This window comes from Mesorhizobium sp. C372A, assembly GCF_030323245.1.
Taxonomy (GTDB): domain Bacteria; phylum Pseudomonadota; class Alphaproteobacteria; order Rhizobiales; family Rhizobiaceae; genus Mesorhizobium.
In genome coordinates this window covers 563,202-575,908 of record NZ_CP100475.1, presented here as the reverse complement: position 1 = coordinate 575,908, position 12,707 = coordinate 563,202, and the positions used below count along the sequence as shown (strand labels likewise).

The 12,707-nt window shown below is 63.7% G+C and carries 11 protein-coding genes; 4 read left to right on the top strand and 7 right to left on the bottom strand.

Annotation, left to right across the window (positions count from 1 at the left end; translation table 11 throughout):
- The first annotated feature begins 156 nt into the window (after nucleotides 1-156).
- Nucleotides 157-1,323: a pyridoxal phosphate-dependent aminotransferase gene (locus NLY42_RS02665; RefSeq protein WP_023669650.1), complete on the top strand. Its 1,167-nt coding sequence runs from the start codon at nucleotides 157-159 to the stop codon at nucleotides 1,321-1,323.
- A gap of 18 nt (nucleotides 1,324-1,341) precedes the next feature.
- On the opposite strand, the gene hemA is transcribed toward NLY42_RS02665, so the two are convergent.
- Entirely contained in the window at nucleotides 1,342-2,619 is a 1,278-nt protein-coding gene (gene hemA, locus NLY42_RS02660) for a 5-aminolevulinate synthase (RefSeq protein ID WP_023703424.1), read from the bottom strand.
- A 279-nt stretch (nucleotides 2,620-2,898) separates the two neighbouring features.
- Here hemA and galE point away from each other — a divergent pair, with 279 nt between their 5' ends.
- Nucleotides 2,899-3,894 (top strand): UDP-glucose 4-epimerase GalE, encoded by a 996-nt coding sequence (galE, locus tag NLY42_RS02655; protein ID WP_023703423.1) that lies wholly within the window; start codon nucleotides 2,899-2,901, stop codon nucleotides 3,892-3,894.
- 104 nt (nucleotides 3,895-3,998) lie between these two features.
- On the top strand, nucleotides 3,999-5,249 hold the full coding sequence (locus tag NLY42_RS02650) for a D-amino acid dehydrogenase (RefSeq protein ID WP_023669653.1): 1,251 nt from the start codon (nucleotides 3,999-4,001) through the stop codon (nucleotides 5,247-5,249).
- A 7-nt stretch (nucleotides 5,250-5,256) separates the two neighbouring features.
- Here NLY42_RS02650 and NLY42_RS02645 read toward each other — a convergent pair whose 3' ends face one another.
- A complete protein-coding gene (locus tag NLY42_RS02645; protein ID WP_023755090.1) occupies nucleotides 5,257-5,466 on the bottom strand; it encodes a hypothetical protein in 210 nt (69 codons plus the stop codon).
- Between the two features lie 146 nt (nucleotides 5,467-5,612).
- Between NLY42_RS02645 and NLY42_RS02640 the strand changes: the two genes are divergently transcribed.
- Nucleotides 5,613-7,439 (top strand): alanine racemase, encoded by a 1,827-nt coding sequence (locus NLY42_RS02640; protein ID WP_023755089.1) that lies wholly within the window; start codon nucleotides 5,613-5,615, stop codon nucleotides 7,437-7,439.
- Here NLY42_RS02640 and NLY42_RS02635 read toward each other — a convergent pair whose 3' ends face one another.
- From NLY42_RS02635 to NLY42_RS02615, 5 genes are read right to left on the bottom strand one after another with little or no spacing between them, the layout of a single operon-like run.
- Nucleotides 7,440-8,816 (bottom strand): FGGY-family carbohydrate kinase, encoded by a 1,377-nt coding sequence (locus NLY42_RS02635; RefSeq protein WP_023755088.1) that lies wholly within the window; start codon nucleotides 8,814-8,816, stop codon nucleotides 7,440-7,442. It lies immediately after the preceding gene.
- Nucleotides 8,813-9,130, bottom strand: coding sequence for an L-rhamnose mutarotase (rhaM, locus tag NLY42_RS02630; RefSeq protein ID WP_023681927.1), 318 nt, complete (start codon nucleotides 9,128-9,130; stop codon nucleotides 8,813-8,815). Before rhaM ends, NLY42_RS02635 begins: the two co-directional genes overlap by 4 nt.
- Nucleotides 9,130-10,125, bottom strand: coding sequence for an ABC transporter permease (locus NLY42_RS02625; RefSeq protein ID WP_023699530.1), 996 nt, complete (start codon nucleotides 10,123-10,125; stop codon nucleotides 9,130-9,132). The genes rhaM and NLY42_RS02625 overlap by 1 nt, the downstream gene beginning before the upstream one ends.
- Nucleotides 10,122-11,099, bottom strand: coding sequence for an ABC transporter permease (locus NLY42_RS02620; protein WP_023699531.1), 978 nt, complete (start codon nucleotides 11,097-11,099; stop codon nucleotides 10,122-10,124). The genes NLY42_RS02625 and NLY42_RS02620 overlap by 4 nt, the downstream gene beginning before the upstream one ends.
- Nucleotides 11,096-12,637, bottom strand: coding sequence for a sugar ABC transporter ATP-binding protein (locus NLY42_RS02615; protein ID WP_023736115.1), 1,542 nt, complete (start codon nucleotides 12,635-12,637; stop codon nucleotides 11,096-11,098). The genes NLY42_RS02620 and NLY42_RS02615 overlap by 4 nt, the downstream gene beginning before the upstream one ends.
- Nucleotides 12,638-12,707: the final 70 nt, after the last annotated feature.

Here is a 12,707-nt window from a genome sequence, read left to right as displayed (position 1 = left end):
AAGGCCAGATTTCTGGACCAAAACCCCGGTCGTTCGCGGCCGGGGTTTTCTGTTGCCGTATCTGCTAAGAGCATCCGCCAATGCATGTCGCCCATAAGTGCGCAGCGGTTCTGGATAATGACATGCATCAAAGCAGACATCAAAACGGACCTGTTCATGACCCTGATCGATAGCTTGCGCGCCGAAGCGGTGGCCGCCCCCGAAAGCGGCATTGTCGCCGTCGTCAATTACGGCCGTACGCGCGAGGGCATGATCCCGCTCTGGGCCGGTGAAGGCGATTTGCCGACGCCTGCCTTCATTTCGGAAGCCGCCGCCAAGGGGCTCGCCAATGGCGAGACCTTCTATACCTGGCAGAAAGGCATTCCGGAGCTGAGGCAAGCGCTTTCTCGCTACTATGCCAGGCATTTCGGCAAGAGCTTCGCCGAAGAGGAATTCATCGCCACCGGTTCCGGCATGCATGCCATTCAGTTGGCATTAGCCGCGGTCGCCGGCAGCGGCGACGAGGTGGTCTATCTCTCCCCGGCCTGGCCGAATTTCGCCGCCGCCGCCGGTATTTCCGGCGCTACCCCGGTTGCGGTCACGCTCGACCAGTCGGGCAATGGCTGGTCCTGCGATGTCGACAAGATTGCGGCTGCGGTGACGCCGCGCACCAAGGCGCTGTTCGTCAACACGCCATCGAACCCCACCGGCTGGACGGCCGATAAGGAAACGCTGCAGGCGATCCTGAATCTCGCCCGCCAAAAGGGCCTGTGGATCATCGCCGACGAGATCTATTCGCTGTTCCACTACGGCCACGGCCGTGCGCCGTCCTTCCTCGACATTTCGACCGCGGAAGACCGCATCCTGTTCGTCAACTCCTTTTCCAAGAACTGGGCGATGACCGGCTGGCGCGTCGGCTGGATCAAGACCCATCCCGAGCTGCAGCAGGTGTTCGAGAATCTGATCCAGTATTCGACCTCAGGCGTCGCCCAGTTCATGCAGCGCGGCGCCGTCGCGGCGCTGGACCACGGTGATGCCTTCATCGTCGAGCAGGTGGAGCGCGCCAGGAAAGCGCGCGACCTGGTCTGCGATATTCTCGGCGCAACCGGCAAAGCGCGCTTCACCGTGCCGCAAGGCGCGTTCTATTTGTTTTTCACGGTCGACGGCATCACCGATCCGCGCCGGGCTGCTTTCGACATCGTCGACAAGGCCAATGTCGGCCTGGCGCCGGGCACCGCCTTCGGCCCTGGCGGAGAGGCGTTTTTGCGCCTGTGCTTCCACCGCCGCCTCGACCAGCTCGAGGAAGCGGCACATCGCTTGGCGGGATGGATGAGGACGGTTTGAGATAAATGGGCGGCGGCTTCAGCCGCCCGACTTCGGCACCAGCAGCGGCACAATCCGGTCGCTCTTGGCGACAGTGGGCCGTCCGGCGGAGCCGTAGGGAATGCCGAGCGCATCCCATGTCTCGATCAGCGCGTCCTGAAGTCCCGCAATCAGCGCATCGGTATGGAACGGCGTCGGGGTGATGCGCAGCCGCTCGGTGCCGCGCGGCACGGTCGGATAGTTGATCGGCTGGATGTAGATGCCGTGCACGCCGAGCAGACGGTCGCTGGCCATCTTGCAGAGTTCGGGGTCACCGACCAGCACCGGCACGATGTGTGTCGGCGATTCCATCACCGGCAGGCCGGCTGCAGACAGAACCTCCTTGGTCCGCGACGCCTGGCGCTGTTGCGCATCGCGCTCGGCTTGCGAGCGCTTGAGGTGGCGGATGGAGGTGGTGGCGGCGGCGGCGACGGCCGGCGGCAGCGCCGTGGTGAAGATGAAGCCCGGAGCATAGGAGCGCACCGCGTCGATGACGGCGCTGTTGCCGGCGATATAGCCGCCCAGCGTGCCGAATGCCTTGGCCAGCGTGCCTTCGATGATGTCGATGCGGTCGGCCAGCCCCTCGCGCTCGGTGATGCCGCCGCCGCGCGGTCCGTACATGCCGACGGCATGGACCTCGTCAATATAGGTCATGGCGTTGCAGCGTTCGGCGAGCTCGACGATCTGCTTGATCGGCGCGATGTCGCCATCCATCGAATAGACGCTCTCGAACACGATCAGCTTGGCGCGTTCGCGGCCCGCCGCCTGCAGCAGGCTTTCGAGATGCGCGACGTCGTTGTGGCGGAAAATCTTCTTTTCGGCACCCGAGCGCCGCACGCCTTCGATCATCGAGGCATGGTTGAGCTCGTCCGAAATGATCAGGCAATTGGGCAAAAGCCGCGCAATGGTCGAGATCGAGGCCTCGTTGGAGACGAAGCCGGAGGTGAAGACGAGCGCGGCTTCCTTGTCGTGCAGGTCGGCCAGTTCCAACTCAAGCTCGACCAACGGGTTCGAGGTGCCGGAAATGTTGCGGGTGCCGCCGGCGCCCGAACCCATCTTGCCGGCCGCGTTCTGGAAAGCGGCGATGACATCGGGGTTCTGGCCCATGCCGAGATAGTCGTTGGAGCACCAGACGGTGATTTCCTCGGCGCGGCCGTTGGAACGCCAGATAGCGCGCGGAAACTTGCCGACAATGCGCTCGAGATCGGCGAAAACCCGGTAGCGCCGCTCGGCGTGGAGCTGATCGATCGCTTCCTCGAAGAACCGCTGATAGTTCATGTCGCCTTCCCAGTTTTGCGCGGGATCATAATCGTTGGCCCATTCGTCGTCCACCGGGCCGTTTTGGTCAAAATGCCACGCCCCAAGCCTGTTCCTAACGATGCCAGATCGTGGCCTATTCCCTTGATGTGGATCAATTTTGTTTCCGTACGATGCCACAGGCCGGTGAGACTGTTACGGATTTAACATTCAGGCGTTTCTAATGGCCTTGCCGCAGGCTTTCCAGTAAGGCGGTGATTGAGACAGTTTCCGATAAATCATGAGTAAAAGAGGACACGGATGACGGTTTTGGTAACGGGCGGCGCCGGTTATATCGGCAGCCACATGGTCTGGGAACTGCTGGATGCCGGCGAGAGCGTCGTCGTTCTCGACCGCCTTTCCACCGGCTTCGAGTGGGCGGTAGCGCCGGAAGCCAAGCTTGTCGTCGGCGATGTCGCCGATAGGGAATTGGTCGGCCAGATCATCCGCGAGAACAAAGTCGACGCGATCATCCACTTCGCCGGTTCCATCGTGGTGCCGGAGTCGGTTGCCGACCCGCTCGCTTATTACGAGAATAACACCTCCAAGACCCGCACGCTGATCGAAACCGCGGTGCGCGAGGGCGTGCCGCATTTCATCTTCTCCTCGACCGCCGCCGTCTATGGCGGCGCCGGCCTGGAGCCGGTGCGTGAGGATGCCCGCCTGGCGCCGGAATCGCCCTACGGCCAGTCCAAGCTGATGAGCGAATGGATGCTGCGCGATGCAGCGCTTGCGCATCCCTTGCGCTACACGGCGCTGCGCTACTTCAACGTCGCCGGCGCCGATCCCAGGGGCCGGACGGGGCAGTCGACGCCTGGCGCCACGCATCTGATCAAGGTCGCCTGCGAGACCGCGCTCGGCAAACGCCCCTTCATGCAGGTGTTCGGCACCGATTATCCGACGCCGGACGGCACCTGCATGCGCGATTATATCCATGTCAGCGACCTGGCTGCGGCGCACCGGCTGGCGCTGCAGCGCCTGCGCGCCGGCGGCGGCAGCCTCGTCGCCAATTGCGGCTACAGCCACGGCTATTCGGTGCTCGAGGTCATCGACAGCGTGCGGCGCGCCTTCGGCCGGGATTTCGAGGTCAAGATGGGCGACCGGCGCCCCGGCGACGCCGCCGCCGTGGTTGCCAATTCGGACCTTGCACGCGCCGAACTCGGCTGGACCCCGCAACGCGACGACCTCGACCAGATCGTCGCCGATGCGCTCGCCTGGGAGCGTATCCTCACCGGCAAGAACTCCGCGCGGGGCTGAGCCGGGCACTTCCGAGGGCTCGCAAGGCGCGCGGCGAAGCGCTATTGAAGGCATTGGCGATGCGGCGTGGAGGCGCTGCGCCGCGAAGAGATTTGGGGGGTGGCATGAAGATAACGGTGCTTGGAGCCGGTGTTGTCGGCACCGCGGCCGCGTATTATCTGGCCGCCGACGGCCATGAGGTCACCGTTATCGAGCGCCATCCGGCGCCGGCGCGCGGCACCAGCCAGTCCAATGCCGGTCTGGTGTCGCCGGGCGACGCCACCGCCTGGGCCTCGCCAGCGGCGCTGAAGACCTTCCTGCGCGCGCTCTGGAACCATGATCTCGGCATCAAGGTCAGGCTGCGCTTCGATCCTTATTTCCTCGCCTGGAGCCTGCGCTTCCTGCGCCAGTGCACGGTGGCGCGCCTGCGCGCCAACAGCCAGGTCAAACTGCGCCTGGCGCTCTATTCGCGCGACTGCATCAACGCGCTCTCCGACGCCACCGGCATCCACTATGACGAGCGCAAGAAGGGCATTCTTTATTTCTTCCGCTCGCAGCACAGCCTCGACACCGGCACCGACAACTACCAGTTTCTGGCGAAGCATGGCCTGCCGATCGAGATCGTGGGCCGCGACCGGCTGGTCGAACTTGAGCCCGGGCTCGCGGGCGTGAAGGAAAAGATCGCCGGCGGCGTTTATTCGCCGATCGACCAGACCGGGGATTCCAGGATATTCGTCGACGGGCTCGCCGCCTATGCTGCCGAAAAGCTTGGCGTCAGATTCCTGTTCGACACCACGGTCGAGGGGCTCGACATAGAGGGCGACTGGGTACGTGCGGTCATGACATCGGCCGGCCCGGTGACGGGCGACGCCGTCGTCATCGCCATGGGCCCCGAGAGCGGCCTGATCGGTCGCCGCTACGGTATCGACCTGCCCGTCTATCCGGTTAAAGGCTATAGCGCGACCATCCCGCTGGAGGACGAGAGCAAGGGACCGACCATGGGCGGCGCCGACGAGGACCGGCTGGTTGGCTACTCCAGGCTCGGAAACCGCCTGCGCATGTCCTCGACAGCCGAGTTCACCGGCTTCGACCGCAGCTTCAAGCCCAGCGACTTCAAGTCCATGCTGAGCACCGGCAAAGACCTTTTCCCTGGCGCTTTCGACGAGAAGAAGGCGCTGTTGTGGGCAGGTCTGCGGCCGATGATGCCCAACTCGGTGCCGGTCATCGGCAAGGCGAAATACAAGAACCTTTACCTCGACACCGGCCACGGCCATGTCGGCTGGACCATGGCCTGCGGCTCGGGCAAGTTCCTGGCCGACCTCGTCGCCGGCCGCAAGCCGGAGATCGACCCGCAAGGGCTGGTCTACGGGAACTGAGGGAGCTCTAGTCGTCGTGTTGGCATGGAGTCCATTCGTCGTGCACCCATTCGGCAAGCCATCCGCGCTCAAGCTGGCCAATCTGTGCCAAGTTTTCCTGCCTGGCGGTCAAATGGCCGAGACCGATAACTTCGAAACCTCCGCAGTCCGCGGGGTGATCATGTTCGCCGCAGGTCAGTTGCCACTCACCATCGAAATGATGAACGACCAGCGTCACCGGCCTCTCCGATCGAAAGACGTGCCCACATACAATTGCTCTGGTTTCCAACATTGAGACCGTCACTGCGCAAAGTTTGACAAATATCGTACGACGATCTGGAAGATGCATCTGACTGACAGATTCTACAAACCCTGAGTGACGAAATGTCGGGACCGCAAGTCGCTATCGACCTTGGCCGCATCGAGCGCAACGCCCGCACCATCGTCGAACGCTGCGCATTGTCTGATATCAAGGTATTCGGTGTCACCAAGGGCACATGCGGCATGCCGCAGGTGGCGCGGGCCATGCTGCGCGGCGGTGTTGCCGGCATCGCGGAATCGCGTTTTGAGAACATTCGGCGGCTGCGCGACAGCGGCATCAATGCGCCGGTCATGCTGCTGCGCAGCCCGCCCATGGCGCGCGTCGAGGAGGTCGTGCGCACCGTCGACATCAGCCTGCAGTCGGAACTGACCACCATCCGCGAGATATCGCGCATTGCCGAGCGCATGGGCCGCGTCCACGACATCATGCTGATGATCGATCTCGGCGATCTCCGCGAAGGCATCTGGCCAAGCGACCTGATCCCCACCGTCGAGCAGATCCTGGAATTCAAGGGCGTGCGCATCGCCGGCATCGGCACCAATCTCGGCTGCTTCGGCGCCATAATGCCGACCCCGGAGAACCTTGGCCAACTCGTCGCCCATGCCTACAAGACTGAGCGCCTGTCCGGCAAAAGCCTCGACTTCATTTCCGGCGGCGCCTCGTCATCGCTGACGCTGCTGCTCGAAGGCAAGCTGCCGCCCGGCATCAACAATCTGCGCGTGGGCGAGGCGATCCTGCAAGGCGGTGTCGAAACCTTTCGCGACGTGCCGTGGCCCGAACTCGAACCCGATGCCTGCCGGCTGACCAGCGACATCATCGAGGTCAAACTCAAGCCTTCGCGGCCGATCGGCACATCCGGCTACGACGCCTTCGGCAACCAGCCGGTCTTTGCCGACGAGGGCGACCGGCTGCGCGCCATCGCCAATATAGGCCGCGAGGACGTGCTGGTGGAAGGGCTGACGCCGATCGCCAAAGGGGTGAGGGTGCTCGGCGCTTCCAGCGACCATCTGCTGCTCGATGTGCAGGATGCCGATCCGCGACCCACCGTCGGCGACCGCGTCGCCTTCCGCATGAATTATGGCGCCATGCTTCTGGCGATGACCTCGGAATATGTCGAGAAGGCGCCGATGCACGACGTCGCGGATTTCTCCGGCCGCAAGATGGTGTCGATCTCGGCCGAACCGGAAGCCGGCGGGATTATCGCCCGCGAGGGAACCGGCGCGCGGCTGGAGGCAATGAATTTCGACGTGGTCGAACTCGCCGACGTCGAGCGGCCGCCCTCGGGCCTCGTCCGTCTCGCCGCCGGCGCAGATCGCCGTATCGCCCACAAGGCGCTGACCGCAACGGCGCGGGCGACGCATTCCTTTGGCCTGATCTGGATCGATTCCCTCGCCGCCCTGATGCCCGAGGACGAGGAGGCCGAAGACATGCCTGAAGTCTCGGTGCTGGCCCGCGCGCTCGGTCTCGACCACAAGCCCGGCGCGCTGCAGCCGCAGCTGTCGCCGGAAAATATCGTCATCGTGGGCCTGCGCCATGCCGATCCGGCGGAGGCAAGGGTGCTCAAGGATTCGCGTGTCTCGGCCTTCACCATGACCGACATCGACGCCATGGGCATGCGCGACCTCATGCATGAGGCGATCCGCATCGCGACGTCGGGCACGCAGGGCTTTCACGTCAGCTATTCGCCGACGGCGACCGAATTTACCGGCTGGGCTGCGGGCTCGGGCGGGCTGACGGTGCGCGAGACGCATCAGGCGATGGAGGCGATCTCGCTGTCCGGCGGTCTGCTGTCGATGGATGTTTCCGGGCTGACCGCCGGTCTGGAGCCGCGGATCGGCGCCGACGCCGTCAACTTCGTCATGTCGGCCTTTGGGAAGCGGATTTTGTGATCAGCCTTGCGCGTCGACTGCCGCGCGCCACGCGGTGACATAGGCCGCCCAGACCGGGTCGGTCTGCGGCTCAATTCTTTCGCCCTTGCCGTGCGTCACTGGCTGATCGGATGCGAGCAGTGCCGCGCCGATGCTGGTGCCGGTGGCCGCCTCGGAGGCGATGACGATGCGCGCGGTCGCTGCCGCCAGCATGCCGACAAAGAGCCGGTTGCGAGCAAACGGTCCTTCCACGGTGGTCGGGCCGTCGGCGCCGATCAGCTCGAGGCAGGTCGCCGTCATCAGTGCCAGATAGAAGGAAATGGCGGCGAACCGCTCGCCTTTGCTGATGCCCTCGGCATCAAGCCATTCCGCGGCATGGTGCGGGAACGGTCCTGATCCCTGCTGGGTAGAAGGCAAAAGCAGCATCTTTTTTGTCAGAACGGCCAGCACCTCGCTGCCGCTGCAGTCCTGCGGCTTGTCGTTGGTCAGCTGGGAAAACTCACGGCCACCCATGAAACGCGCCGAGGGCACGGGGTCGCCCAGCGCGCTGACATTGACCAGCGTGTCGCGCGCAGCATCGAGCGCAATCTCTCTGCCGCCGACCGCCATCGATACCACCCAGGTGCCGGTCGAGACGACCGAGAAGGGCGGCTCGTCGGACAGAAGATGCGGCAATAGGGAGGCGTTGGAATCGTGCAGTCCGCAGAAAACCGGGGTCTGCGGATCGAGCCCGGTGCGCGCGGCAAGCGCCGGCAGGATCGGGCCGAGCTGGCCCCTGGCCGACCGCACCGATGCCATCAGCCTGCGCCAATCCAGCCTGTCGACCATCGAGGAAAAGTCCGCCTCCCAAGGGCTCCACAGATCGGTGTGGCAGCCGAGCGAGGTCACCTCGTTGGCGGCAACGCCGGTCAGGCGCAGCGCCCAGTATTGCGGATACATCAGCATCGCGGCGGCCTTGGCGAATTCGGTGGGGAAACGCTTCTCAAGCCAGAAGAATTGCGCGCCGAGATTGAGACCGACCGGCAGGCGCGGTGTACCGGTTTCGGCGAAGGGCGGACGAACAGCATCATACTCCGCCGCCAACCTGTCGGGGCCATCGAACTCATAGTCTAGGACAGGCAGCACCAGCTCGCCCGAGGCGTCGACCAGCACGCCGGTCGCACCATGCGTGGTGATCGAAATCGCGTCGATACGCTGTTCGCGGTCGAGGCTGGCAAGGCTGTTGAGGATAAACGTCCACAGCGCCTCGACATCGTGATGCGGATAGGGCGCTTGTCGCAGCGGCGCGTTCGCCATGCGGCGCAACCCCACCTCGCTCAGCGTGACGAGATCGACCAGCGCCACCTTGGCGTTGGTCTTGCCGATGTCGATGACGGCGATGTGGCGCAGCGCACTCATGCCATATGGAACATTGTTTCCAGGGGGATGGCCACCGGTTGGTTGTCCGGCCTGGTCTCCATGATGTCGGCCATGTGCGCCCACCAGCGCTGCATCACCGGATGCTTCGGCAGGTCGGCCATGCCATGGTCGTCCCGCCGCCACAGCACGCCGAACAGGATGTTGGTGTCTTCATCGAGATGGATCGAATAATCGGCGACGCCGGCCTCTCTCAGCAGCGCCACCAGCGACGGCCAGATCTCATCGTGGCGCTTTTTGTACTCGGCTTTCATGCCGGGTTTGAGCTGCATCTTGAAGGCGTATTTCTCAGGCATCAGCTGTTACCACGCAGCTGTCGCCAGACGATCGGCAGCGCGATGACGAAGATCAAGAGCAGGCCGATGAAGATCGACATGACGATGCCGGGCACGTTGAGCAGGCCGAGGCCGAAGGTCACCAGCCCCATGATAAAGGCGGCGAGCACGACGCCAACAATGCTGCCGGAGCCGCCCAGAATGCTGACGCCGCCCAGCACCACCATGGTGATGACCTCAAGCTCGTAGCCCTGCGCGATGGACGGCCGCGTCGAGCCGAGCCGCGAGGTGATCAGCACCGAGGCGATGCCCGCCATCAGTCCGGTCATGCAAAACAGGATGAATTTGATGCGGCCGACGCGAACGCCGGAAAACTGTGCCGCGACCGGATTGTTGCCGATGGCAAAGACACGGCGGCCGAAGCTGGTGCGATGCAGCAGGAACCAGTAGGCGACGGCCGCGAGGAGGAAGAGCACCAGTTCGAACGACACCACCCACCAGACGTAACCCTGGCCCAAGAAAGCAAAACTCTCGGGATAGCCTTTGTAGGCCTGATCGCCCAGGATGATGAAGGCGATGCCGCGAAACAGGCTCATCGTGCCGATGGTGACGACGATGGAGGGCAGGCCGAGCCTTGTCACCAGGAGCCCGTTGAAGGCGCCGCAACCGAGCCCGACGACGATGCCGATAGCCACCAGCACCGGCGTGTCGGCGCCGGCCTGCACAGCCATGCCCATCATGGTCGAGGCGAGCGCGATGATGGCGGCGACCGACAGGTCGATCTCGCCCGAAATGATCAGCAGCGCCATCGCGAAGGCGATCAGGCCTTTCTCGGTGAAATTGAAAGTCAGATCCGACAGGGAGTAGGCGTCGAGGAAATAGGGCGAGGCGAAACTGTTGATGGCGAAGATGGCGACCGCCACGACGACCAGCAGCGCCTCCCAGGAAAAGATCGCCGAGGAGAGCGGCTTGTCGAGCCGGTCGGGAATGTGGCGCGGGGCGGGGGTGTCGGTCATGCCGCTTCCGCTTTCCTCAGGATAATCCGCCCCTGCTGACGTTCGCCACGCGCGTTGAGCACGACGGCCAGGATGATGGCGCTGCCTGAAATCGCCATCTGCCAGAAGGGCGAGATGTTGATGACGGGCAGCGCGTTGGAAATGATGCCGAGGAACAGCGCCCCTAACACCGCGCCCCCGACCGAGCCGATGCCGCCGGCAATCGAAATGCCGCCGATGACGCAGGCGGCGATGATGTTGAGTTCATAGCCGTTGGCGACCTCGACCGAGGCGATGACATAACGAGAAATCCAGAGATAACCGGCGAGCCCGCCGATCATGCCGGAAATGCAGAAGACGATGAATTTGGTTCGGCCGACATCGATGCCGGCATAGACCGACGCCGTCGGGTTGACGCCGATGGCATAGATCGAACGGCCAAGCGCGGTTCGCGTCATCACCACGAAGAACAGCGCGATGACCAGTATGGCGATCCAGGACAGAACCGGAATGCCCAGGAAAGCTGCGCGCTGGAAGCCGATGAACTCAGGGCTCATCTTGTCGGCATTGACCCATGCGCCGCCGGACAGGACGAAGGTGGCGCCGCGATAGATGGTGAGCGTGCCCAATGTCACCACGATCGAAGGGATGTTCAGCCGCCACACCAGCAGGCCGTTGATGGCGCCGAGCACCAGTCCGACGGCCAGCGCAATGACGATCAGCAGCGGGATCGGGATCGCCGGATGCGCGGCGTTCAGCATCGCCACCACCATGCCGGTGAAGCACAGGTTGGAGGCCATCGACAGGTCGATCGAGCGGGTCAGGATGACGACCATCTGTCCCAGCGCCAGGATCATCAGGATCGAGGTGTCGTTGAACACCTGGGCGAGATTGCCGGGGTCGGCAAAGGCCGGGAAGCGCGTCGAGATCAGAGCAATCAAAGCGACGATCGCCGCTGCCAGCCAGATCTCGCGGAATTTCAGGAGAGCCTTCATGCCGCGATCCCCGCTGCCGTCCGGACCAGCGTTTCGGCGTCCAGCCCCTTATTATCGTAGACCGCCGCAACCAGCCCTTCGCGCATGACGACGACGCGGTCGGACATGCCCAGAATCTCCGGCAGTTCCGACGACACCATGATCACCGACAGGCCCTGCGCGACGAGCTCGGCCATGAAGCCGTGGACGGCGGCCTTGGAGCCGATGTCGATGCCCTTGGTCGGCTCATCCAGGATGATCACCTTGGGCGCCGTCGCCAGCCATTTGGCGATGACGATCTTCTGCTGGTTGCCGCCCGACAGCGTGCCGACATCCTGGCTCAGCGACGAGGCGCGCAGGTCTAGCCGCTCGGTGTAGGAGCGGGCGAGCGCGAATTCGTCCGACAATCGCAGCAGGCCGGATTTGGAGGTGCGCTTGAGCGAGGGAAGCGAGACGTTTTGGAAGATCGGCAGGCCGATCACCACGCCCTGCTTGCCGCGTTCCTCCGGCACGTAGACGATGCCGGCTTCGATGGAATCCGCCGCCGATTTCGGCGTGATCGTCTTGCCTTCCAGCGTGATCGTTCCACCCGATATGCGGGTGATGCCCGATATCGCCTGCATCACCTCTGACCGCCCGGCGCCGACAAGGCCGTAGAAACCGAGGATCTCGCCCTTGTGCAGTTCGAAGCCGATGTCGTTGAATTCGGTCGGGTGCGAAAGGCCAGCGACCGACAGCACCGGCGCGCCGATCTCGGCCTTGCGTTGCGGAAAGATGTGATCGACCGAGCGGCCGACCATCATGCGCACGATCTGGCTCTGGCCGGTATCCTTGATAAGGCCCTCGCCAACCATCTCGCCGTCGCGGAACACGGTGTAGCGATCGGCGATCCGATAGATCTCGTCGAACTTGTGGCTGATGAACAGGATCGCCTTGCCTTCCTCCTTGAGGAATTCGATCAGCAGGAAAAGCTCCTCGATCTCCTTCATCGAAAGGGCTGCGGTCGGCTCATCCATGATGACGATCTGCGCATCGATCGACATCGCGCGAGCAACCGCTACCAGATGCTTGTTGGCGATGCCGAGGTCTTTCAGCCGCGCATCGGCGTCGATATGGCCGGCATGCATGGTGTCGAGCACTTCGCGCGCGTGTTTTCGCATGGTGCGCCAGTCGATGGTGCCTAGCCGCGTGCGCGGCGCATGGCCGAGAAAAATGTTTTCGGCGACGCTCAGATCGTCGAACAGCACGGTTTCCTGATGAATGGCGGTGACGCCGTGGCCGAAGGCGGCATGCGCGCTGGGCAGGGTGACGGCCTGGCCGTCAATGCTGATCGTGCCGGCGTCGGGCTGGTAGATGCCGGTCATGATCTTGACCAGCGTCGACTTGCCGGCACCGTTTTCACCGATCAGCGCCGTAACCTGGCCGGGGTAAAGCGACAGGCTGACATTGTGCAGCGCGCGCACGCCGGGAAAGCTTTTGGAGACGCCGGACAGCGTCAGGCGCGGGGCAGGACCCGTGGGCTCCTCCTTCGCAATGCCGTGCTGGGCTGTCGTGTCCATATCCGTATCAAGCCCTGAAACAAGGTCCGTTTAAAGTCGCGGCGGGATTTTGGTCCCGCCGCGCTTGGTC